This window comes from Micromonospora sp. NPDC005197, assembly GCF_040608295.1.
Taxonomy (GTDB): domain Bacteria; phylum Actinomycetota; class Actinomycetes; order Mycobacteriales; family Micromonosporaceae; genus Micromonospora.
The window spans coordinates 24,713-47,293 of sequence record NZ_JBEXHY010000001.1 but is presented as its reverse complement, the minus strand read 5'-3'; the positions used below and the strand labels follow the sequence as shown (position 1 = coordinate 47,293).

The 22,581-nt window shown below is 72.1% G+C and carries 23 protein-coding genes; 8 read left to right on the top strand and 15 right to left on the bottom strand.

The window, feature by feature from the left end:
• Window positions 1-64: 64 nt before the first annotated feature.
• Window positions 65-1,345 (bottom strand): hypothetical protein, encoded by a 1,281-nt coding sequence (locus tag ABZU46_RS00230; RefSeq protein ID WP_354853518.1) that lies wholly within the window; start codon window positions 1,343-1,345, stop codon window positions 65-67.
• Window positions 1,346-1,508: 163 nt separating this feature from the next.
• Between ABZU46_RS00230 and ABZU46_RS00225 the strand changes: the two genes are divergently transcribed.
• Window positions 1,509-2,030: an SRPBCC family protein gene (locus ABZU46_RS00225; RefSeq protein ID WP_354853515.1), complete on the top strand. Its 522-nt coding sequence runs from the start codon at window positions 1,509-1,511 to the stop codon at window positions 2,028-2,030.
• A 4-nt stretch (window positions 2,031-2,034) separates the two neighbouring features.
• On the opposite strand, the gene ABZU46_RS00220 is transcribed toward ABZU46_RS00225, so the two are convergent.
• A complete protein-coding gene (locus ABZU46_RS00220) occupies window positions 2,035-2,739 on the bottom strand; it encodes a DUF2786 domain-containing protein (protein WP_354853512.1) in 705 nt (234 codons plus the stop codon).
• Between the two features lie 126 nt (window positions 2,740-2,865).
• Here ABZU46_RS00220 and ABZU46_RS00215 point away from each other — a divergent pair, with 126 nt between their 5' ends.
• On the top strand, window positions 2,866-3,327 hold the full coding sequence (locus ABZU46_RS00215) for a hypothetical protein (protein WP_354853510.1): 462 nt from the start codon (window positions 2,866-2,868) through the stop codon (window positions 3,325-3,327).
• A gap of 52 nt (window positions 3,328-3,379) precedes the next feature.
• On the opposite strand, the gene ABZU46_RS00210 is transcribed toward ABZU46_RS00215, so the two are convergent.
• On the bottom strand, window positions 3,380-3,769 hold the full coding sequence (locus ABZU46_RS00210; RefSeq protein ID WP_354853507.1) for a hypothetical protein: 390 nt from the start codon (window positions 3,767-3,769) through the stop codon (window positions 3,380-3,382).
• 155 nt (window positions 3,770-3,924) lie between these two features.
• Here ABZU46_RS00210 and ABZU46_RS00205 point away from each other — a divergent pair, with 155 nt between their 5' ends.
• The gene (locus ABZU46_RS00205; RefSeq protein ID WP_354853505.1) at window positions 3,925-5,268 is read left to right on the top strand and encodes an ABC transporter substrate-binding protein; all 1,344 of its coding nucleotides are present in this window, start codon (window positions 3,925-3,927) and stop codon (window positions 5,266-5,268) included.
• A gap of 66 nt (window positions 5,269-5,334) precedes the next feature.
• Here the strand turns inward: ABZU46_RS00205 and ABZU46_RS00200 are convergent, their stop codons facing one another.
• Window positions 5,335-6,078: an enoyl-CoA hydratase/isomerase family protein gene (locus tag ABZU46_RS00200; RefSeq protein ID WP_354853502.1), complete on the bottom strand. Its 744-nt coding sequence runs from the start codon at window positions 6,076-6,078 to the stop codon at window positions 5,335-5,337.
• A 28-nt stretch (window positions 6,079-6,106) separates the two neighbouring features.
• Window positions 6,107-6,964 carry a 3-hydroxyacyl-CoA dehydrogenase family protein gene (locus ABZU46_RS00195; protein WP_354853500.1) on the bottom strand — a complete coding sequence of 286 codons (858 nt, stop codon included), beginning with the start codon at window positions 6,962-6,964 and terminating at the stop codon, window positions 6,107-6,109.
• 179 nt (window positions 6,965-7,143) lie between these two features.
• On the opposite strand from ABZU46_RS00195, the gene ABZU46_RS00190 reads away from it, so the two are divergent.
• Window positions 7,144-7,446 (top strand): hypothetical protein, encoded by a 303-nt coding sequence (locus ABZU46_RS00190; protein ID WP_354853497.1) that lies wholly within the window; start codon window positions 7,144-7,146, stop codon window positions 7,444-7,446.
• Window positions 7,447-7,492: 46 nt separating this feature from the next.
• On the opposite strand, the gene ABZU46_RS00185 is transcribed toward ABZU46_RS00190, so the two are convergent.
• Window positions 7,493-8,272, bottom strand: a complete 780-nt coding sequence (locus ABZU46_RS00185) for a class I SAM-dependent methyltransferase (protein WP_354853494.1) — start codon at window positions 8,270-8,272, stop codon at window positions 7,493-7,495.
• A gap of 54 nt (window positions 8,273-8,326) precedes the next feature.
• Between ABZU46_RS00185 and ABZU46_RS00180 the strand changes: the two genes are divergently transcribed.
• Complete coding sequence (locus ABZU46_RS00180) at window positions 8,327-8,716, top strand: PPOX class F420-dependent oxidoreductase (RefSeq protein WP_234583170.1); 390 nt, start codon at window positions 8,327-8,329, stop codon at window positions 8,714-8,716.
• A gap of 66 nt (window positions 8,717-8,782) precedes the next feature.
• Here the strand turns inward: ABZU46_RS00180 and ABZU46_RS00175 are convergent, their stop codons facing one another.
• Window positions 8,783-8,992: a BldC family transcriptional regulator gene (locus ABZU46_RS00175; protein WP_007073996.1), complete on the bottom strand. Its 210-nt coding sequence runs from the start codon at window positions 8,990-8,992 to the stop codon at window positions 8,783-8,785.
• 250 nt (window positions 8,993-9,242) lie between these two features.
• Window positions 9,243-10,082 (bottom strand): hypothetical protein, encoded by an 840-nt coding sequence (locus ABZU46_RS00170; protein ID WP_354853489.1) that lies wholly within the window; start codon window positions 10,080-10,082, stop codon window positions 9,243-9,245.
• Between the two features lie 194 nt (window positions 10,083-10,276).
• Here ABZU46_RS00170 and ABZU46_RS00165 point away from each other — a divergent pair, with 194 nt between their 5' ends.
• Both ABZU46_RS00165 and ABZU46_RS00160 read left to right on the top strand, forming a co-directional pair.
• Entirely contained in the window at window positions 10,277-11,359 is a 1,083-nt protein-coding gene (locus ABZU46_RS00165) for a Glu/Leu/Phe/Val dehydrogenase (protein ID WP_354853486.1), read from the top strand.
• A 307-nt stretch (window positions 11,360-11,666) separates the two neighbouring features.
• Window positions 11,667-11,882 (top strand): DUF3073 domain-containing protein, encoded by a 216-nt coding sequence (locus ABZU46_RS00160; protein WP_007454329.1) that lies wholly within the window; start codon window positions 11,667-11,669, stop codon window positions 11,880-11,882.
• A 143-nt stretch (window positions 11,883-12,025) separates the two neighbouring features.
• Here ABZU46_RS00160 and amcA read toward each other — a convergent pair whose 3' ends face one another.
• From amcA to ABZU46_RS00135, 5 genes are all read right to left on the bottom strand, one after another.
• Complete coding sequence (gene amcA, locus ABZU46_RS00155; RefSeq protein WP_354853483.1) at window positions 12,026-12,262, bottom strand: multiple cyclophane-containing RiPP AmcA; 237 nt, start codon at window positions 12,260-12,262, stop codon at window positions 12,026-12,028.
• Complete coding sequence (amcB, locus tag ABZU46_RS00150; protein WP_354853903.1) at window positions 12,231-13,334, bottom strand: cyclophane-forming radical SAM peptide maturase AmcB; 1,104 nt, start codon at window positions 13,332-13,334, stop codon at window positions 12,231-12,233. The genes amcA and amcB overlap by 32 nt, the downstream gene beginning before the upstream one ends.
• Window positions 13,335-13,460: 126 nt before the next feature.
• A complete protein-coding gene (gene purM / locus ABZU46_RS00145; protein WP_354853480.1) occupies window positions 13,461-14,615 on the bottom strand; it encodes a phosphoribosylformylglycinamidine cyclo-ligase in 1,155 nt (384 codons plus the stop codon).
• 61 nt (window positions 14,616-14,676) lie between these two features.
• A complete protein-coding gene (purF, locus tag ABZU46_RS00140; RefSeq protein WP_354853477.1) occupies window positions 14,677-16,215 on the bottom strand; it encodes an amidophosphoribosyltransferase in 1,539 nt (512 codons plus the stop codon).
• A 168-nt stretch (window positions 16,216-16,383) separates the two neighbouring features.
• On the bottom strand, window positions 16,384-16,707 hold the full coding sequence (locus ABZU46_RS00135) for a sterol carrier family protein (protein ID WP_354853900.1): 324 nt from the start codon (window positions 16,705-16,707) through the stop codon (window positions 16,384-16,386).
• 190 nt (window positions 16,708-16,897) lie between these two features.
• Between ABZU46_RS00135 and ABZU46_RS00130 the strand changes: the two genes are divergently transcribed.
• Window positions 16,898-18,895, top strand: coding sequence for a carboxypeptidase-like regulatory domain-containing protein (locus ABZU46_RS00130; protein WP_354853474.1), 1,998 nt, complete (start codon window positions 16,898-16,900; stop codon window positions 18,893-18,895).
• Between the two features lie 247 nt (window positions 18,896-19,142).
• Here the strand turns inward: ABZU46_RS00130 and ABZU46_RS00125 are convergent, their stop codons facing one another.
• Entirely contained in the window at window positions 19,143-19,898 is a 756-nt protein-coding gene (locus tag ABZU46_RS00125; RefSeq protein WP_354853897.1) for a 2-phosphosulfolactate phosphatase, read from the bottom strand.
• A gap of 4 nt (window positions 19,899-19,902) precedes the next feature.
• On the bottom strand, window positions 19,903-22,557 hold the full coding sequence (gene purL, locus ABZU46_RS00120; RefSeq protein ID WP_354853471.1) for a phosphoribosylformylglycinamidine synthase subunit PurL: 2,655 nt from the start codon (window positions 22,555-22,557) through the stop codon (window positions 19,903-19,905).
• Window positions 22,558-22,581 lie beyond the last annotated feature (24 nt).

The window sequence follows — 22,581 nt, the reverse complement described above, 5'->3', positions numbered from 1 at the left end:
ACCGGGATACCGCGATATCGCCGAACCCGAGTCGATCAACCGCGTCGGCCGCGCTGGGCGCTGGTCACTGATCGCGGCGGCCCTGTTGACGGTGCTGGGCCATCCCGCCCTGGATCGCCTCCCACACACTGCGCCCGGCCTGCCGCAGGGTCTCTCCCGCCTGCTCGGCGAGTTGCGCCGCGCTCTGAGCTGCGGCATGCGCCTGACTCGAAACACCACCGCCACCCTGGCCACCACCGGCCTGCCCGCCGCCGCCCTGACCACCACCACGCTGGCCACCGCCTCCCTGACCGCCGGCGCCCTGACCACCACCGGCCTGCCCGCCGCTGCCCTGGCCACCACCACCCTGACCAACGCCACCCTGACCATCGCCGCCCTGACCAACGCCACCCTGACCATCGCCGCCCTGGCCGCCAGCGGCTTGCCCGGCGGGTTTGCCACCACCGCCACCCTGGCCGCCCTGATTCCCGCCGCCGGAGGCCCGCGACTCACCAGGACCGGGGGTTGGCGAGCCACCCGGCTGACCGGCGGGCTTCCCGGTCGACGAAGCAGCCGGAGCGGATCTGTCTCCCCCCGCACCACCCCCCGGTTGCTGCCGGTCCTGGCCCTCGGGCGGCCGCTGCCCCTCAAACCCCTGCCCCGCGGAGGTCGGGTGCGCCTGCGCGGAGGCCCGGTCCACCGGCCACCGGCCCTGCAACCGAGACTCCGGCCGCTGACCTTCCGCCGGGCGCGACTCCGCTCGCTGAGCTTCCGCCGGCCGGGACTCCGCCGCTCGCGACTCCGCCGGCCGGGACTCCGTTGGACGAGGCTCTGCCGGCCGGGACTCCGTTGGGTGAGGCTCCGCCGGGCGGGCGGGTCGTGCTCGCGTCTGGTCGCCGAGCGCGCCGGGCACACCCGCCTGTCGGGCCAGCTCGTCGCGTACGCCGGAGTGCTGCGCCTGCGCGGTGACCTGGGCGGCGCCGGCGGCCAACTGCTGGGTGCTGCGGTTGACGTCGTCGAGCGCGCCGCTGCCCGCCCGGGCCAGGGATTCGATGACCTGCGGGTTGTTGTCGATCGTGTCGAGTGCCCGGCCCAGGAGTGTCACCAGCTGCTCCAGGCGTACCCGTAACTGCGCCTCGGCGTGCACCCCGTCGATGTCCAGCTCGACGCCGTTCAGGTGGACCCGTACGCCGGCGTCGAGCTGGAGCAGGTTGGCCAACCGGGCGCGCAGCGAGATGTCGGCGTCCAGCCCGTCCACGACCAGCCGGATCGAGTCGACCGACACATTCGGGATGTCGAGCAGGACGTCCGGGTCCCCGGCGTCGACGTCCCTGTCCGGATTCCGCTGCTGCGCGTTCTCGCTCATGCTCTCCCGCTCCCGTACGCCGCCCCGGTCGTCCGAGCCGTTCGGCGCGGTTACCCGCTTTCCGGCGGGGCATCCCGTGCGTGACGGCTCGGCAACCCACTGTCTGGAACCGGGCACCGCGCGAAGCTGCACACCGAGGCATCAGCCGGTATGGTCCGGGCCTATGGGACAGGGGATGACTGATCCGGCCGACATCCGGCAGGACCTGGAGCGGTTCTCCTTACGGTGCAGCCTCCTCGTCCCGGGTTCCGCAGAGCGGGCGTTCGCGGTCTTCACCGATGAGCTGACCGACTGGTGGGTCACCGAGTACACGTGGTCCGGTCCGGAGGCCCTCGCCGAGCTGGGCATGGAGCCACGGGCCGGCGGCATGCTCTACGAGATCGGCCCGTACGGCTTCCGCGCCGACTGGGGACGGGTGCTCACCTGGGATCCGCCCCGGCGGCTGGTCTTCGCCTGGCAGCTCGGTCCGGACCGGGTGCCGGTGCCGGACCCGGCGAAGGCGAGCGAGGTCGAGGTGCTGTTCCTCCCCGACGGTCCGGAACGGACCCGGGTCGAGCTGGAGCACCGACACTTCGACCGGCACGGCGAGGCGGCCGAGGGATACCGCAAGGCGTTGACGGCGGGCTGGCACGAGTTGCTCACCCGCTACCTCGCCACCGTGTCACGCGGCCAACAAGCCGCCTGAGCAGTCAGCGGTCGAGTTGTCGACCAGCCCGGCTGCCGTCCAGGCCCCGGCCGCCCAGGTGTGCGCGGTTTCCGGCCTCCGCCCCGGAGCCGAAGCCCGTGCCGCCGAGCCGGCGTGCCGGTGCGGTCCGCAGTCGCGGGTACTCCTCGGTGAGCCGCCGCTGCACCCGGTCGGAGCGGTCGGCCAGCACCAGCGCCACCGACGGGCCACCCGACTCGCCGGCCGCCGCCGTCTCGGCCGCCCAGAGCCGGCCCCCGATCACCTCCGCGAAGCCGGCGAGCCAGGACCGCCGGAAGGCGGCCGGATGGTCGTCCGCGGGCACCGCCGTGGCGGCCAGGCCGTGTGCGGCCTGCACGAGCAGTGAGGTGAAGAGCAGGTCCACCCGTTCCAGGTCGCTGGCGAAGCCGAACAGGTGCACCGCGAACCCGTTGCCCTGCCGGCGACGGACGCAGCGGCAGCGCAGCGGCTCCGCGACCGCGGCGAGCAGGCCCACCTTGTCCCGGGCGTACGGGGCGACGATGTCGAGCACCCGGTCGCCGACCGGGTCGGTGGTCGGATCCCGGACGGCGAGCAACGCCCTGTCGACGCCGTAGCGGGCGATCAACTCGGTCGCCTTGGCGGTGAAGGCCGCCGACTCGGCGGGTGTGCAGGCCGGGTCCTCGGCCTGGGCGAGCAGCTTGCGCACCTTGCTGAGCATGGCCTCGGACATGCCCCCAGAGCTATCACACACGGCGGACGATCTGGGACCACGATCGCATTGATCGATCAGTATCATCGTCACGATCAGCTCGACCGTCCAATACGGACGGTCAATTAACTGTTTCCGGAGGCACGCATGTCATCCCCGACCGCCCGCCTGCTCGCCGTCGCCACGGCCGCCGCCCTGCTCGCTACCGGCGCACCCGCCCAGGCCGCTCAGGCCGCCGCACCGGCCGCCCCCGCCGCCGACTCCACCGACGTCACCTCGGGGCCGAACCTCTTCGCCCCGCTCGCCACGTGTTACGGCGGGGCGGTTCGCTCGTTCTTCCAGACCGGCGGCTACGGCGGCCAGGCCGGCCCGTACCGCACCACAACCCGGTGCCGCGACATCAACGTGCGCAACGCCAGCGCGTACGGCACCGACGCCTGCGTGATCTTCATCGACAAGACCGGCAACTGCAACTACTGGACCTACCTGCCGGCCAACTCCGGCTGGGTCACCGTGGCGACCGACGTCCGGGACGGGGTCAACTTCCGGGTCCGCTTCGAGAACGTCCGCTACGAGTACGAGCCACTGGTCGCGTACCACGCCTTCTGAGCGGCCCGTGCGGGCGCGGCACCCGACGGGAGCCGCGCCCCGGGAGGCGTAGTCAGCCGGCGCGGCTGCGCAGGGTGGCGACCGTCGAGCCGGCGAGCGTGAGCAGGCAGTCGGAGAGCAGCCCGTCGGCCGCGGCCGCACCGAACAGGGCCTCCCCGGTCGGCACGTCCCGGTTGGCGTACGCGCTCACGAACCGAGCCACCCAGCGGGTGTCGTAGTCCGCCTGCTCGATGCCCGGGAAGTCCAGCGCGCATCCGGTGCTCGGCGCAGCGTCACCGACCATCGTCGCCGCCAGGCACCAGGCGACCCCGTACGCGCCGGGCAGGCCGGCCCGGTCGACGACGGCGTCGAACGCACCTGTCACCGCTTCCCCATCGCCGGCCAGCGCCGAGCGGAGCACGGCGGTCGCGTCGTCGAACGTCTGCTGTGGTAGGTCCGTCACCCAGCGCACAGTAGGACGGAGGGTCAAGGCCCGCCATTTCCGTCACTCTGCGTGTTCGATGCGAGCGACCTGCGCATTTCGCCACCTCCACGGTCCCGCCGCCGGCCCGGGCACGCTAATGTGCGCAGCGGACCTTCGCCGGAGGAAGGACGACCATGCTCGTATCACGCCGCTCGCGGGTAGCCACACTGGCCGCCTGCGCGACGATCCTGCTCGCCACAAGCGCTTGCGGGGATGACAAGGCCGAGGAGGGAAGCGCCCAACAGGTGCGCCTCTACGGCACGGACGGCAACATGCTCAACTCCTACCCAGCGGAGTTGAAGGATCGCGCCGATCTCGTCGACGGGATGAAGGGAACCACGCCCCTCACCCCGCTGCCCGACGACTTCAAGAGTCGGCTACGGTCCGTCAATCCGGCGCTGACGGACTACCTCTACGCCGCCGAGACGTACGACGCCGTCGTGATCGGTGTGCTCGCCGCCCAACTGGCCGGCAGCACCGACCCCGCCGCCATCGCCAAGCAGATCGTCGGCGTGACCAACAACGGTCAGCGCTGCGAGGACCCGGCCAGTTGTCTCACGCTGGCCCGGGCCGGGCAGGACATCGAGTACCGCAGCGTCTCGCTGACCCGCGCGGGCTTCACCGACAAGGGTGAGCCGGCCACCGCGAGCTACGCCACGCTGACCTTCGACGGCCAGCAGATCAACGACGGCAAGACCGAGTTCGTCGGCGCGGGCGCCGAGTCGGCGGCGAGCACCAAGACCCCGCCGAAGGCGAAGAAGGCACGCCCCGGTGAAGCAGACGACCAGCAGCCGCTGATCGTGGGCGGACTGCTGCCGAAGACCGGCGACCTGGCGATCGCCTACCCGCCGATGGCGGCCGGCGCGGCGCTGGCGATCCGGGAGATCAACGCCGCGGGCGGCGCGCTGGGCAAGCCGGTGACGTGGAAGGACGGCGACGACGGCACCAGCACGACGGTGGCCAAGGCGACCGTCGCCAAGCATGTGGCCGACGGGGTCAGCATCATCATCGGCGCCGGCGCCTCGGGCATCTCCCGGGAGGTGCTGCCGGACGTGGTCCGGGCCGGCAAGATTCTCTTCTCGCCGTCCAACACCGACTCCAGCCTGACCGACGTCGAGGACAAGGGCCTCTACTTCCGCACCGCCCCGCCGGACAGCCTGCAGGGTCGGGCGCTGGCCGACGTGATCCTCCGCGACGGGTCGCAGAAGATCGTCATCGTCGCCCGCAAGGATTCCTACGGTGAGGGCCTCCAGGCCACCGTCCGTGACGAGCTGGAAAAGGCCGGCATCGCCGGCGACCGACTCAAGCTGCTCACGTACGACCCCCCGGCCGACGCCTCGGCGGCGCCGGTGGACTTCACCGGTGGCGCGAAGGAGATCAAGGAATTCGGCGCGGACGCCGTGCTCATCATCGGTTTCGGTGAGTCGGCCCAGGTGATCCGGGCCCTCGCCGACACCGGGGTGCAGATCCGGCACTGAGCACCACCGCGGACCGCGACGGCCGCACCGGCTTCGGAGCCGGTGCGGCCGTCCTTCGTTTCCGCCTCAGCGGGCTCGGCGGCGCTCCAGGAACTCGGTCATGCGGCGGTGCTTCTCCTCGTCCTCGAAGAGCACCGCCTGGCTGACCAGGTCGAGCTGCGGATGTGCGGCGGCGGGCGCGTCCACCGCCAGCTTGGTGAGGCGCAACGCCAGCGGGGAGCCCTGCGCCATCTCGTCGAGCAGCCCGTGCGCCACCGTCAGCAGGTCGCCGGGCTCGTCCACCACCCGGTTTACCAGACCGATGCGCAGCGCCTCGGCGGCGTCCACCCGCCGGCCGGTGAACAGCAGCTCCTTGGCCCGGCCCTCGCCGATGAGGGCGGGCAGCCGGTGGGTCGCGCCCGCGCCGGCCAGAATGCCCAACCGCACCTCCGGCTGGCCGAAGACCGCCCGCGCCGTGCACACCCGCAGATCGCAGGCGTACGCCAGCTCCGCGCCACCGCCCAACGCCGGGCCGTCGACGGCGGCCACGCTCGGCATCGGCAGCGCCCTGATCCGGGCGAAGGCCGCCGAGTTGATCGCGGCCAGCGCGTCCGTGCGGCCTCGTTCGCGGAGCTGACCGATGTCGGCGCCGCCGGCGAAGATGCCCTCCGCGCCACCGGTCAACAGCAGCAGTCGGGGGTGCGCCTCCAGCTCGGCGCAGACCTGGTGCAGCTCGGCGATCAGGTCGGCGTCGATGGCGTTGCGCTTCTCCGGCCGGGCCAGCGTCACCACGAGCCGATCCGGCCGCTCCTCGATCCGCAGACCGCTCACCGTGCCCACCCTCCGTTCACCACCGCGCTCACCGCTTGACCCCGCCGTCCCAGTGGTAGAAGCCGTGCCCGGACTTCTTGCCCAGCCGGCCGGCGGCCACCATCTCCACCAGCAGCTCCGGCGGCGCGAAGCGGTCCCCGTACGCGGCCTGGAGGGTGCGGGCGATGTCCAGCCGCACGTCCAGGCCGACCAGGTCGGTGAGTTCCAACGGCCCGATCGGGTGTCGGTAGCCCAGCACCATCGCCTTGTCGATGTCGGCCGGGCTGGCCACCCCGTCGGCGACCATCCGGATCGCCTCCAGCCCCAGGGTGACCCCGAGCCGGGAGGTGGCGAAGCCGGGCAGGTCGCGTACGACGACGGGGTCCTTGCCGAGCCGGCCGGCGAGCGCGACGGCCGCCGCGGTGGTCTCCTCGGCGGTAGCCGGGCCAACCACGATCTCCAGCAGCGCCATCGCCCAGACCGGGTTGAAGAAGTGCAGGCCGAGGAAGCGCTCGGGCGCGTCCAGGCCCGCGGCCAACTCGCCGATGGCGATGCTCGACGTGTTGCTCGCGAGCAGGGCCGGGCTCAGGGCGGCGGCGTCCCGCAGCACCGTCCGCTTGAGGTCGAGCCGCTCCGGCACCGCCTCCACGAGCACTCCGGGAGCGGGGGCGACCTCGGCGAGGCTCGGGCGCAGCGTCACTCGCTCCCGGTTCGCGGCGGCCTCGTCGGCGGTCAGCTTGCCGCGCTGCACCGCCCGCTCCCACAGGTCGGCGAGCCGGGTCAGCGCGGTCGCGCCCCGGGCTGGGTCCACCTCGACCAGCTCGACGGCGTGCCCGGCTCCGGCCGCCACGTACGCGATGCCGAGCCCCATCGTGCCCGCACCGACGACCACGAAACGATCGTTCATCACGCCTCCCTGTCCGCCCCGGTGGCGCGCGGGGTCCCCGCCACGCCGGCCCGGGTGCTCGGCCCGCTCCGCTCGCTCATGGTGCGACCCTAAACAGCACGACGAACCCGCCCAGGCTTGGGGGAGCGCGCGATCGGGTACGTACGGCCTGTCAACCCAAAGGGAAGGACCGCATCGAGATGAGCCAGGCACCGGAGAGCGTCACCACCGGGGAGAGCACCAACTCCGAGACCGTGGAGACCCGGGGCGACGAGCGGGTCGACCTGCTGCGCGCCGACACCAACAACGACGGCAAGACCGACGTGTGGGTGGTGGACACCGACGGCGACGGCAAGGCCGACCTGTTCCAGTTCGACACCGACGGTGACGGCAAGGTGGACATCACCATGGTCGACATCGACGAGGACGGCACCCCCGACGAGGTGGTCGACGGCGATGGCGGCCTCCCGCCCGAGCAGCTGCCCCCGACCGTCCAGGTCTGATCTGCCGAAAAAGGGGGGGCCCTCCGACGAGGGTCCCCCTTTCCGGTCAGCCGGCGAGGCGCAGGGTGGCCAGGTAGTAGGGGGCGTCGCGGTCGTCCACATCGGTCAGCTGCCAGTCGCTGCCGTGCACCAGCTCGGCGAACTCGTCCGGCGAGCAGACCAGATAGTCGAACCACTCGGTGCCCAGTTCCCGGTAGCGCAGCCGTAGTCGCAGCTGGCCACCGAGCCGGCCCCGGCGGCGGTTGCGCTCGTGATAGCCGGTGTGCAGCGGGTCGCGGGTGCCGTACGGGTTGGTGCCGTGCGCGATGATCTGCGCCCCCGGTCGGGCCAGCGCGGCGAGCGCGGCCAGGAACACTGGCGCCCGCTCCCGCCCCTCGAACAGCCCGAGGTTGTTGCCGAGCAGCAGGAACGTGTCGTACCGCTGCCCGTCGGCGACGTGCGTGTCCACCGTGCCGTGCACCAGCCGCCGTACGCCGCGACGCCCGCTGACCGCGAGCGCGCCCGCCGACGTGTCCAGCCCGGTGACCGGCACGCCACGCTCCTGGAGCAGCAGCGCGATCCGGCCGGCCCCGGTGCCGACGTCCAGCGTCTCGCCCCGGGCCCGGTCGACGGCCCGGTGGTCGTACGGCTGCCAGTCGGCTGGCCCGTCGAGGTAGTGCGCGGCCGGAGCGCCGTTGATCAGGCCGTCGTCCCGTTCGATGATCTCGATGACCGGCCGGGGCAGCCGCCCGCCGACCATGGGCCGGGGCCCGACCCCGGTGGCCACGGCGAGCGCGTCCCGCAGCAGTTCGCCGACCACGTCACCGAATAGAGGTTCCCCCGTCACGGGGTTCACGCTATCCGGCCACTGATTGGCCCGCGGCGGCCGTATCCTGGCGGCGTGACCACGCTGGACCGGCTGTCGGCCGAGAAGTACCTCCTGCTCACGACCTTCCGTAAGGACGGTCGGGCGGTCCCGACCCCGGTCTGGGCGGTCCGCGACGGAGACGCGTTGGCCGTCTGGACCCGGGCCGACTCGGGGAAGGTGAAGCGGATCCGCCACAACGGCGAGGTGACCGTGGCCCCGTGTGACGTCCGGGGCCGGCCGCACGGGGCGGAGGTGCCCGCCCACGCGACCCTCTACGGTGGCCGCGACACGGGCCGGGTGCGCGACCTGCTCAAGCACAAGTACCGGCTGATCGGCCGCCTCAGCCTGCTCGGCAGCCGGCTGCGCCGCGGCGAGGGCGGCACGGTCGGCATCCGGGTCACGCTGACCGAGGGGCAGCGCTGAGGGCGGGCACGACAAAGGGCGGCGGATCGAGATCCACCGCCCTTTGTCGGAAAAACTCGTACCGGCTCAGTCGCCCTGCCGCTGCTGCGGGATCTGACCCTGCAGCAGCGCCCTGACCTCCGACTCGCGGTATCGACGGTGGCCACCCAGGGTGCGGATGGCACTGAGCTTGCCCGCCTTCGCCCACCGGGTCACCGTCTTCGGGTCGACACGGAACATCGACGCCACCTCGGCCGGTGTGAGTAGCGGCTCTGGTTCGTGCGTTCGCGATGCCATCGGTCACTCCTCCACATGTATAGACATCGGCCGGGGTCCCGCCGGCCGACGCGTCTCCCATGGTCCGGCTAGTCCCCGATGTCCGACATGGGCCGAACGGATGAAGGTCCCTAGACGGACGGATGAACCATGCCCGATTTTTACGACTTTTACACAGCAGAAACTACCTTATTCGGACTCATGATCACGGTTCGTGATGCGTCAACTACGAGCGCACCTCGCCTTGGGAGCGCTTCTGGGGTGAAATGCCCTAGTTGCACCGCTCCAGCAGCTGCACGGCACGCCACCGGGCCACCAATTTGTCGTACGCGGCGGACGCCTCCTCGGCCTCGCCGCGCGACAGCCCGGCAAGGCCACCGGCGACCAGCTCCGGCGAGTCGTCCGCGGCGAGGGTCTCGTCGGAGAGCAGGGCGACCAGGCCGCCGTAGTCCAGCTCCACCACTGAGCGCGGGTGGAACTCCTCCAGCCAGCGGGCCGCCTCCTCCACCGCTTCGGTGATCGGCGCCTCACCCACCGACTTACGCAGCACCGACAGCGCCCGCGACGATCGGCGACGGGCCTTGGAGATCTCCGTCCGGTAGCGCAGTGCCCGCCGGCCCGGTTTGGTGACCAGGTCCCGTTCCGCCGGGTCGAAGAGCACGAACCACCGCAGCGGCACGCCCCAGGTGGCGATCTGCTCGTGCACCCGGGGCACACCGTGCTCCAGCACCCGGGCGCCGCTGCGCCAGTCGTCGACGACCGCCCTGGCCTGCCCGGCGAGCACCGGCGGCACGAACGCGTCGGCGAGCACCGAGGGCACCCCGTCCCGGGCGTTGAGCGCCGCCTCGGCGACCCGGATGCGCAGGTTCCAGGGGCAGACCAGCAGGCCGTCGTCCGTCTCCAGGACGTACGCCTCCTCGGGCAGGTCGGGCAGCCGGGTCCAGCCCGCGCCCAGCGCCTCGATCACCGCCGTCCGCTGGCGGCCGGGGCCCTCGACCGGGGCGACCGCCCGCCCTTCGGAGACGTAGCGGCGCCAGTAGCTCTGCCGGTCCCGGTCGAAGGCGGTCAGCGGCTCGTACACGCGCAGGTAAGAAGCGAAGAGCGACGGCACCGCGCGATCCTCCCACGAACCGCACCCGTACGGGCCCAGCGGCCGGACCACGCGCGCCGCAACGTGAGATGACGCCGGCACGTCGGGCGGCCGCTCGGCGGCCGATACTAGGCTCGACCGCACCGGCAGCATCCCCGCCGGGGTCCACCAGGTCCGCGTCCCACAAGGAACGCACACCACCGTAGGAGCCAGTCATGGGCGTATTCGCGAGCACCGACGACCCGGTATCGACCGGTCACGAACAGGTCGTCTTCTGCCAGGACAAACAGAGCGGCCTGAAGGCGATCATCGGGATCTACTCCACCGCGCTGGGGCCCGCGCTCGGCGGCACCCGCTTCTACCCCTACGACAGCGAGGACGACGCGCTCGCCGACGTGCTCGACCTGTCCCGCGGGATGGCGTACAAGAATGCTCTCGCCGGGCTGGACCTGGGCGGCGGCAAGGCCGTCATCTGGGGCGACCCGGAGCAGATCAAGAGCGAGGCGCTGCTGCGCGCGTACGGCCGCTTCGTGGAGTCGCTGGCCGGCCGCTACTACACCGCTTGCGACGTCGGCACCTACGTCGCCGACATGGACATCATCGCCCGCGAGACCCGGTACGTGACCGGCCGCAGCGTCGAGCACGGCGGCGCCGGCGACTCCTCGATCCTGACCGCGTGGGGTGTCTTCCAGGGGATGCGGGCCGCCGCCGAGCACGTCTGGAGCACGCCGAGCCTGCGTGGCCGGCGCGTCGGCGTGGCGGGCCTCGGCAAGGTCGGCAAGTACCTGACCGGGCACCTGCTGGAGGACGGCGCGGAGGTGGTCGCCACCGACGTCAACCCGAAGGCCCTGGCCTGGGTGCGCGCGAACCACCCGCAGGTCACCCTGGTGGACGACGCCACCGCGCTGGTCGCTGCGGACATCGACGTGTACGCCCCGTGCGCGCTGGGCGGCGCGCTGAACGACGACACGGTGCCGGCGCTGCGCGCGAAGGTGGTGACCGGGGCGGCGAACAACCAGCTCGCGCACCCGGGCATCGAGAAGCTGCTGGCCGACCGGGGCATCCTCTACACCCCGGACTACGTGGTCAACGCCGGCGGCGTGATCCAGGTGGCCGACGAGATCGAGGGCTTCAACTTCGAGCGGGCGAAGCTGCGGGCCACCCGGATCTACGACACCACCCGCGAGATCCTGCACCTGGCGGACGCCGAGGGCGTGCCGCCGGCGGTCGCCGCGGACCGGTTGGCCGAGCGGCGGATGGCCGAGGTCGGTCGGCTGCGCACGATCCACCTGCGCTGACCCCTCCCGGAGGCGGAGGCGGATCGACCGAGATCCGCCTCCGGGCCTCCCGCGCCGGTCCGACTCGGTAAGCTGAGGCCGGGTCAAGTTTGGCGTGTTTTGTCCGGTGTCACGGGTGCTCTTCGTTCCGCTCCTTACCAGGTACACTGGGTGACGGCCGGATCGCCGCGACGCGCAGAGCCGGCCGACGGTAACCCGAGGTGCCGAACGATGGCATCCCCATGTACCGTAAGAGCCACGAGAGATGCCTGACGTCATCGGGGCCCGCCTTCGGGCTGCCCCGCATTCTGTGCGAGGGGGTCGAGCCATGGGGCGCGGCCGTGCTAAGGCCAAGCAGACGAAGGTGGCCCGGGAGTTGAAGTACCACTCCCCGAACACCGACCTCACCGCCTTGCAGCGCGAACTGGCGGGTGCTGGTAAGTCTGAGCACCACTTCGACGACGACTCGAAAGAGTTCGTCGACGACGATGATGAGAATCACGCGGACGACGACCCGGATCCCTGGGTCCGACCGACCCGCTGACCTCTCGACGCAGCTGAGCACGCGGTGACCCCCGCGTGCTCACGCATGTGCCCATCGGGAGCGAGACCGGTGCCGATCATCAGGGGCCTGCCCTGGCCGGAGGTCACTCCGGCCGGCCGACAGGCCCCTGATCACGGTCGGCCTCAGCGCGGGCGGTTGTTCCAGTTGTAGAAGGTCGGGATGTTCTCGAAGTGGTTCCAGGCGCAGACCGCGCTGACGCCGTCTCCGCCCGACACCTCCGCCCGCAGCCGCCGCGCGTCCTCGGCTTCCTGAAGCAGCGCGACGAGCCCGGGGGCGGCCTCCCGCACCCGCTTGGTCACTCCGTCCGGGGCGTCGTCCGCTTCGCGCTCAGGCCGCCGGTGACTGGTGGTCTCGGGCATGCTCCAACACTCCCTCCAATAGGCGGATCTTGCTGTTGCGGCAGTGCTCGGTCTCCGTACCGTCAAAACGCCCCAGCTCGAAGTAACGGTTGGCGGCATGACCGCCGCCGCAGAAGCCGAAGTACGGGCAGGACGCCCGGCACGCCTCCACGCCCCCCAGGAACTCGCCCACCCAGGGCGTCGACGCCGCGTCCGTCAGGATCCGGGCCAACGGAGTGGCCAGCACGTTCCCGCTGCTGAAGTCGCCGTAGTGCGGATCGGTGAACCCGGCCAGCTCCGGGGAGAGCACGGTCACCGAGCCGTCGTGCCCGATGGTCGGGATCGGGTCCAACCGACGGGGCAACACGCCGTCCGCCGCGCCGTCGAGCACCGCCGCCGCGTACCGCAGCGACCACTCGACCTCGCGAAGGTGGATCCGGGGCTCCTTGCGCCAGGCCGAAACCAACTCGGCCCAGAACGCCGTCACCGCCGCCGCGTCATGGCTGTTGTCGCGGGTGTTGACGCCCTCGGTCTCCTCGATGTTGATGCCCAGCACGTCGCAGCCCAGCCCGAGGAAGTAGTCGTACAACTCGGCGGCGAGCCCCGGCGCCGGCCGGGACACCACGGCCAGCGCGGAGAAGGGCAGCCCGTGTCGGCGCAGCGCCGCCACACCGCGCAGGATCCGGTCGTACGCCGGCTGACCGCCACGGTTGACCCGGTCGCCATTGCGTTCGGCGGGCCCGTCCACGCTCACACTCACCCGCACCTCGTGCCGGGCGAAGAACGCGCACCACTCGTCGTCGATCAGCGTGGCGTTCGTCTGCACGTGGTGCTCGACCTCGGGCCCGAAGGGCGCGATCAGGTCGGCCAGGTGCTCCCGACCGGCGGCCAGCGGCTCGCCGCCGTGCCACACGACGGAAAAGCGACCGGCCGCCGCCCACGGGTTGACCGCCGCTGCCACCGCCTCGGCCACCGGCACCGACATCCGCCGGTCAGCGGCCCGAAACGGCAGGTAGCAGTACGCACAGTCGAGGTTGCAGAGGGTCGTCGGCTGCATGACGACGTACGACGGGACCGCGGCCAGACCGCGCATCCCGCTGAACGACAGTTCCCCCGCAGCCATCACCCTCCTCCGCCCAGCCTGAGCCCTTCAGGCTAGGCGGCACTGGCCACTCGGGTGAAGCCCTGATCAGGTGCCCGTACGATCACCGGAGCGTGATCATCCGCGAGTGTGCTGACCGACCATCTGCACGTTGCCGGTGCCCTCGATGATCTCGCCAGCCTGCCACGCCTCGACCCCACGGCCGGTCAGGGTGGCCAGCGCACGGTCGGCGTCCTCGGCCGAGACGATCGCGAACATGCCGACACCCATGTTGAAGGTCGACTCCATGTCGTGGTCGTCGATCCGGCCCTTCGACTGGATCAGGTCGAAGATCGGCTGCGGCTTCCAGGTGGACCGGTTGACCACCGCGTCGACGTGCTCCGGCAGCACCCGGACCAGGTTGCCGGGGATGCCGCCGCCGGTGATGTGGGACAGCGCCCGCACGTCGGCCTCGGCGATCAGCTTGAGGCAGTCCTTGGCGTAGATCTTGGTCGGGGTAAGCAGCTCCTCACCCAGGGTCCGCTGCCGACCGAAATCGTCGATCACGATGTCCAGACGCATCCGGGCCGCGCCCAGCAGCACGTGCCGGACCAGGGAGTAGCCGTTGGAGTGCAGGCCGGAGGAGCGCATCGCGATCACCACGTCGCCCACCTCGACCCGCTCGGGGCTGAGGATGTCGGCTTCCTCGACCACGCCCACGCCGGTGGCGGAGATGTCGTACTCGTCCGGGCGCAGCACGCCGGGGTGTTCGGCGGTCTCCCCGCCCAGCAGCGCGCAGCCCGCGTACCGGCAGCCGTCGGCGATGCCCGCGCCGATCTCGGCCACCTTGTCCGGAACGACCTCGCCGGTGGCGATGTAGTCGAGCAGGAACAGCGGCTCGGCGCCACAGGCCACCAGGTCGTCGACGACCATCGCGACCAGGTCGATGCCGACCGTGTCGTGGATGTCCATCTGCTGGGCGATCACCAGCTTGGTGCCCACACCGTCGGTCGAGGAGGCCAGGATCGGGCTCTTGTACTTCTTCGTGTCCAGCCGGAACAGGCCGGCGAAGCCGCCGAGGTCACCCAGCACCTCGGGGCGACGGGTCTGGCGCACCTTCGACTTGAGCAGCTCCACCGCGCGGTCACCCGCGTCGATGGAGACCCCGGCGTCGGCGTACGAGACCGAGCGTTTACGGGCCTGACGGCCAGCACCGCCCGTCCACGGCTGGTGGTCGCCGCCAGCGCCGGTCGGGCTGCTTCCTGCGCCGCTGCGCTCGGACACGTGCGTCACGGTTCTCCCCTTTGTGGTTCTCGGTGCCGCGCCGGCGGTGGCCGGGCCGCGCCGGTTGGTGCTACGGGCGGTTTGCGGTCACGCCACCCGGAGTGGCGACGAGCGGGCCGAAGCTGTCCGGGGCTTCCGGCGTCGCGTTGGCGACCCGGCGGCCCACCCCTTCGAGGACGTGCTTGCCGATCAGGTTGCCGGCCGGCAGCTCGATCGGGTACTCCCCATCGAAACACGCCCGACACAGCCGGGTCTTCGGCTGCTCGGTCGCGGCGATCAGGCCAGGAAGCGAGACGTAACCCAGCGTGTCGGCGCCGATGGAACGCCGGATGCCGTCGTTGTCCAACCCGTTGGCCAGCAGCTCCGCCCGAGTGGCGAAGTCGATGCCGTAGAAGCACGGCCAGCTGACCGGCGGGGAGGAGATCCGGACGTGCACCTCCAGCGCCCCCGCCTCGCGCAGCATCCGCACGATGGCCCGCTGCGTGTTGCCGCGCACGATCGAGTCGTCCACGACCACCAGCCGCTTGCCGCGGACGTTCTGCCGCAGGGGGTTGAGCTTGAGCCGGATGCCCAGCTGGCGCAGGGTCTGCGACGGCTGGATGAAGGTGCGGCCCACGTACGGGTTCTTCATGAGGCCCGCGCCGTAGGTGATGCCGGACGCCTCCGCGTAACCGATCGCGGCCGGCGTGCCGGACTCGGGCACCGGGATGACCAGGTCGGCCTCCACCGGGTGCTCCTTGGCCAGCTGACGACCGATCTGCACCCGCGCCGCGTGCACGTTGCGCCCGGCGATGGTGGCGTCCGGGCGGGCGATGTAGACGTACTCGAAGAGGCAGCCCTTCGGCTCCGGCGACGCGAACCGGGTGGAGCGCAGCCCCTCCTCGTCGATCGCGATCAGCTCACCGGGCTCGACCTCGCGCACCACGCTGGCGCCGACGATGTCCAGCGCGGCGGTCTCGCTCGCCACCACCCAGCCACGCTCCAGCCGGCCGAGCACCAGCGGGCGCACGCCGTGCGGGTCGCGGGCCGCGTACAACGTCGACTCGTCCATGAAGACGAAGCTGAACGCCCCGCGCAGCTGCGGCAGCACCTCGAGCGCGGCCGCCTCGACGGACAGGTCCGGATGGCTGGCCAGCAGCATGGTCACCAGCGAGGTGTCGTTGGTCGAGCCGTCCGCGACCAGGCCGCGCTCGGCGACCTCCTTCTCCAGCTCGGCGGTGTTGACCAGGTTGCCGTTGTGGGCCAGCGCGATGGTCGTGCCGGAACTTGTCGACCGGATGGTCGGTTGGGCGTTCTCCCAGTTGGAGGCGCCGGTCGTGGAGTAACGGGCGTGGCCGATCGCCAGGTGGCCGCGCAGGCTGGCCAGGGTGGGCTCGTCGAAGACCTGGGCCACCAGGCCGAGATCCTTGTAGACCACCACGCCCGAGCCATCGCTCACCGCGATGCCTGCGGCCTCCTGGCCACGGTGCTGCAGGGCGTAGAGGCCGAAGTAGGTCAGGTTGGCGACCTCTTCACCGGGGGCCCAGACACCGAAGACGCCGCAGGCGTCCTGGGGGCCGGGTCGTTGGGGGTCAAGGTCGTGGCTCAGCCGGCCGTCGCCTCGGGGCACTACCGCTCCCTCATGCTGGTCTGGACCGGCCTGGCGGGGATCACGGTGCGGATCCACACTCCTCGGCCGGGACCACTGTCGTCGCCTGACAGTGTACGCGAGTCGCCGTCGATACAGATAGTCACGATTTCCCTGCCGAGAGTCACGATCACTCGGACATCCGCCCAGCTAGAGGGGCAGGTACGCCGAGAGGTCCGCCCGGATGCCACTCACCTGAACGCGACCATCGGTGACCGCTTCGGCCCACGCGATCCGGCCGGTGGCCAGCCCCAACCAGGTCTGCGGGGACATCTCGACCACGTTCGGCGGGTTTCCCCTGGTGTGTCGAGGACCGGGAACGCACTGGATCGCACCGTATGGTGGGACGCGCACCTCCACCGATCGGCCGGGGGCGCGCTCCGCGAGGACGGCCAACAAGGACCGGACCGCCTCCCGGAGTACCGGCCGTTCGGGCGTACGACCCTCGTCAAGCGCCGACAAAGCCGCCGCCACGGCGGCGGACTTACTGTGCGGAGAGGACACGACGGGACGATACGACGCACAGGTGAAGCACTCGACGCTGGCCCTGGGTCGCGCCGATCCAGTCAGACAAGGCATAGTGGCCGACGGCGTATTCGTACCGTGATGATCCCCGGCCCGGCGCCCCGCCGGTCAAGGGAAGTCAGCCCGGAAGGCGGTGGACGTGTCAACACACCGACGTGCCTGGAAGCAGCGGGCCGGTGTGGTCGTAGCGCTGGTTGCCGGCGCTCTGCTCGCCGTCCCCGCCACACCAGCCCTGGCCGCAGAGGTCGACGTCTCCCCCGGCTCGGTCACCGTGAACGCCGGAAGCGACGCCACGATCACCGTGCGCGTCACTCCCGGTGACAACGACCGGAAGGCCAAGATCAGTCTCTCCGGCCTGCCGTCCGGCGTCAGCTGCGCCAGCGGCTGCGGCGACGTCGACTTCCCCGGCCTGGGCAACCCGCAGGCCAAGTCGGTGCTGGTCAGGATCGCCGCCAACGACAACGCCGGCGACGCGACCGCCACCGTCACGGTGGCCGTCGAGGCCGACTCCGGCCCGGACACCGCCACGGTCGCGCTGACCGTGAAGGGCAAGGCCGCGGCTCCGCCGACGCCGCAGCAGACGCAGACCGTGAAGTCGGTGTCCGGCAAGGTGGTCAAGAAGGCCGACAACACCGCGGTGCCGAATGCCTTCGTCGTCCTGCAGGACAGCGCCGGTCACCGCTACGACGCCCTGAGCGACGGCAGCGGCAACTTCCGCTTCACCGGAAGCACCTCCGCTCCGATCGCTCCCGGGCGTATCGACCTCGGTGCGTCCTCCGACAACATCAAGGCGTTCAAGAACTTCACCGCGAGTGCCGGGCAGTCCATCACCGGCCAGCGGATCAGCCTGGAGATCAAGGTCGAGGTGACGCCCAGCGCCACGCCGTCCGCCACCGCCGAGGCCCTCCCCACCGAGGAGGCGACCGAGGAGGATGGCGAGGAGCAGCCGTCCGAGGCGGCCAGCCCGGGCGCCCCGGCGAACGCCGCCAACGAGGACGACGGCGGCGGCTTCGGGTCGTACCTGATCATCCTGCTCGGCGGCCTGCTGGTCGCGGCCGGCGTCGGCACGATCGTGCTGCTCTGGATGAAGCGCCGCGAGAACGGCGACGACGATGACGAGCCGGCGACCGCTGGCGCGGCTGGCGCCGTGCCGGCGGCCCGGGGCGCCTTCCACGGGACTGACGACCAGACCCGGGTGGTCAACCGCGCCGGTGGCGGTCCCGACCCGACCATGGTCGGCGGCGCGGCGCTGAGCGAGGCGCCGACGATGATGCACCGCCCGGTGGTCGACGACGTCCCGCCGGACCCGTACGGAGCGCCAGCGCAGCCCTACGGCGCGGCGGGCCAGCAGGGCTGGGGCGGCACCGGCTACGGCGACGAGCCCGCTCCGGGCGGCTACGGCGCCGGTGGCTACGGCAACGCGCCGTCCTCGGGCGGCGGCTACGGCACGGCGGCAACGCCGGAGGGCGGCTACGGCGCCGGCCCGGCGGGGGACCCCTACGGTGCCGCACCCGGCTCGGGCGCGGGCTACGGCGGCGCTGCCGCCCCGGGTGGCGGCTACGGCAGCCGTGACTACACCGCCCCGGCCGGTGGCGCGGGCTATCCGCCCGCTCCCGCCGGTGGGGCGGGCTACGGCGAGCGTTTCGACGAGCCGACCGGCCGCTACACCGGTGACAGCACCCAGTACCCGGCTCCGGCCGACCCGTACGCCACCGGCGTCTACCAGCCGGAGCAGGATCCGGGCTACGGCCAGCCCGATCCGACGGCCCCGTACGGCGGCGGTCGCGCGGCGGAGCCGGCTGGCGGCTACGGCCAGCAGACCAGCGCGTACGACCAGGGCGGTTACGGCCAGCAGCAGGGCGGCGGGTACGACCAGGGCGGCTACGGCCAGGAGGCCCCGCAGCAACGCGGCGCCTACGACGACCGGGGCTACGACCAGGCCGGCTACGGCCAGCAGCAGGGCGGCGGGTACGACCAGGGCGGCTACGGCAAGGAAGCCCCGCAGCAACGCGGCGCCTACGACGACCGGGGCTACGACCAGGCCGGCTACGGCCAACAGCAGGGTGGCCGGGCCCGGCCGGACGGGCCGCCGCCCACCGAGCGGGGCGGCCGACGCCTCGACTGGCTGGACGACTGACCAGCACCACGGCACCGCAGCACGGCAGAACGGCCGCCCGGATCTCCGGGCGGCCGTTCCGTTGCGGGCGCTGGTCGCCCGGTCCTCCAGCGTGATCAACTCGTCTTCCAGGAAGGCGGGCTGTCCGCGTTACCTCGACACACCGACTTCCCGGAAACCGAGTTGATCACGCCCGGCACCGGACGGGCGCGGGCGCGGCGGGACGCGGATGTGGGCGCGGCGCGAGCGGGCCGGCGACCCGCGACGGTCAGGCGGCGGAGAACACGCCCTGGCGGAGAACCGGTACGACGTCCGACACGCCCACCCGGACCGCGACGTCGACGTCGGCGCCGAAGCCGCCCTCGGTCAACTCCCGACCGGACACGCTGCCGCGCACCGCGGCGGGCACGTCCGGAGTGCTGGCCAGCGCGGCGAGCGCCATGGCCGCCTCCACGGAGAGGCCACCCGGCACACCGGACAGGGCGTCCAGCACGCTCGCCGCGCCGAGCTGGTCCTCGACCGACGGTCGTAGCGACCCGTCCGGCCACCGCTCACCCGAGGCGACGACGCCGATGGGGGCGTCCGTCGTGCCGTACCCCTGGCGGCGCAGCCAACGCCCGACGGCGCGGGCGTTGCGCAGGCACGCCGCGACCACCGGCAGCCCGGTGGCGCTGGCGGCCGCGCTGATCGCGGAGCCGTTCGGTGAGGGCAGCACCAGGTCCGCCACGACGGGCGCGGCGCTCAACGCGGCGGGTGAGAGCGACCACGGATGGTCGGCTGTCACCCGGCGACGGCCCACCGCCGCGACCGCGCCGACCCGCACCGCGTACTCGGCGGCCTGCTCGCCCCACGGGAACGGGTGCACCCGCATGCCCCGGGCGACCGCCACCTCGACGGCGGTGGTGAACGAGAGGACGTCCACCACCACCAGCGCCGCGCAGACGCGGCCGAGTTCGGCCGCCCCGGTCAGGCCCCAGTCGAAGCGGGCACCCGACCCGGGCTGGCCGTAGACGGCCGCCGTCAACGCCTCAGCGCTCGTCAGGCGACGGCTCGGCGGCACCGGAGTCAGACTCGGACGATTCGCCCGGCTGCTCCGACCCGACCGGGTCGACAGCTCCGGTCTGCGGGGACGGACCGGCCGAGGCGATCGGCTCGGAGAGCACCTCCGACGCGTCCACCGGCTCGGCCGGGGCACCCGGCAGCGGCACGGCCTCGACCGCGCCCGCCACGCCGGCGGCCGGCGCGGGCACGTCGACGGCCGCAGCGCCGCCGAAGAGGCGCGGCAGGGTCTCGGTGTGCGCGGCGCGCAGCTCGTCCAGACCGATCCGGAACTGGCCGTGCACCTCCAGCGCACCGCCGGTCGGGTCGGTGACGCCGATCAGCTCGAACGGCACCCCCCGCTCGGCGCAGAGCGCCGCGAACGCCTTGTCGTGGCCACGCGGCACCGACACCAGCGCCCGCGTGGCGGACTCGCTGAACAGGTAGACGAACGGCATCGAACCGTCGGCGAACTGCTCGGGCACGGCGATCCGTGCGCCGACGCCACGCCGCAGGCAGGACTCGACCAGGCTCTGGGCGAGGCCACCGTCGGACAGGTCGTGCGCCGAACTGAGGTGACCCACCCGGGCCGCCTCGGCCAGCAGGTCGGCCAGCGCCTTCTCGCGAAGCAGGTCGACCTGCGGCGGGATGCCGCCGAGGTGCTCGTGCGTCACCCAGGCCCACTCCGAGCCGGACAGCTCCACATTCGTCTCGCCGAGCAGGTAGAGCTGGTCGTGGTCGCCGCCGGGACGCGGGACGAAGCCCATCGGCACCCGGTCGGCCACGTTGTCCAGCACACCCAGCACACCGACCACCGGGGTCGGGTGGATGGCCGCCGCGCCGGTCTGGTTGTAGAAGCTGACGTTGCCACCGGTGACCGGGATGCCCAGCTCCAGGCAGCCGTCCGCCAGGCCGCGCACGGCCTCGGCGAACTGCCACATCACGCCCGGGTCCTCCGGAGAGCCGAAGTTGAGGCAGTTGGTGACGGCTATCGGCGTCGCGCCGGTCACCGCCACGTTCCGGTACGCCTCGGCCAGGGCCAGCTTGGTGCCGTTGTACGGGTCGAGCCGGGCGTACCGGCCGTTGCCGTCCACCGACAGCGCCACACCGAGCCCGGTCCGCTCGTCGATCCGGATCACGCCGCCGTCCTCCGGCTGCGCGAGCACGGTGTTGCCCAGCACGTAGCGGTCGTACTGCTCGGTGACCCAGGTCTTGTCGGCCAGGTTGGGCGACGCGATCATGCGCAGCACGGTCTCCCGCAGCGCCTCCGGGTCGGCCGGGCGGGGCAGCGTCTCGGCCCGGTCGGCCTGGAGCAGGATCAGGTCGGCCGGCTCCCGCATCGGTCGGGCATACACCGGGCCGTCGTCGACGAGCGAACCCGGCGGCACGTCGACGACCAGGTGATCCTGCCAGGTGATCAGCAGTCGGCCGGGCCGGCCGTCCGGCTCGGGCGCGGTCACCTCACCGATCGCGGTGGCGAGCACGCCCCACTTCTCGGCGGTCTTGAGCACGGCGTCGAGCTTGTCCGGCTCGACGACCAGCAGCATCCGCTCCTGCGACTCGCTGGCCAGGATCTCGTGCGGGTCCATCGAGGGCTCCCGCAGCGGCACCCGCTCCAGCCAGACCCGCATGCCGGTGCCGGCAGCGGCGGCGGTCTCGGTGAGCGCGCAGGTCAGGCCGGCGCCACCGAGGTCCTGGATGCCGACGACCAGCTGGCCGTCGTACAGCTCCAGGCACGCCTCGATCAGCAGCTTCTCGGTGAACGGGTCGCCGACCTGCACGGCCGGGCGACGGGCCTCGCTGCCCTCGTCGAAGGTGGCGCTGGCCAGCACCGACACGCCGCCGATGCCGTCCCGGCCGGTCTTGGCACCCATCAGCACCACGACGTTGCCGGGGCCCGCGGCGGCCTTGTTCTGCAGCCGGTCGACCGGCAGTACGCCCAGGCAAAGCGCGTTGAGCAGCGGGTTGCCCTGGTAGGACGGGTCGAAGACCAGCTCGCCGCCGATGTTGGGCAGGCCGAGGCAGTTGCCGTAGCCACCCACGCCGGCGACCACGCCGGTGAGCACCCGAGCGGTGTCCGGGTGGTCCGCGGCACCGAAGCGCAGCGGATCCATGACCGCGATCGGGCGGGCACCCATGGCGAGGATGTCCCGGACGATGCCGCCGACGCCGGTCGCCGCGCCCTGGTACGGCTCGACGAAGCTCGGGTGGTTGTGCGACTCGACCTTGAAGGTCACCGCCAGCTCGTCGGAGACCTGCACCACGCCGGCGTTCTCGCCGATGCCGGCGAGCAGGCGGTCGCTGTGCGGGGCCTTCTCACCGAACTGGCGCAGGTGCACCTTGCTCGACTTGTAGGAGCAGTGCTCGCTCCACATGATCGAGTACATCGCCAGCTCGGACTGCGTGGGTCGACGGCCGAGGATCTGCCGGATCCGGTCGTACTCGTCGTCGCGCAGACCCAGCTCGGTGTACGGCTGCAACTCGCCCGGCGTGCCACCGGCGCGCGGCACGGTGTCCACGCCGTCGGTCCAGTCGGCGGTCGCCGGCTGGGACGGAGCGGCGGGCTGCGCCAGCGGCTCGGTCGGCTGCGCCGGGGCGGAGTACGCCTCCGGAGTGTCCCGTACCGGGTCCGGATGGGTGGTCATGACCTCTCCTCGCTGCGCTCGTGC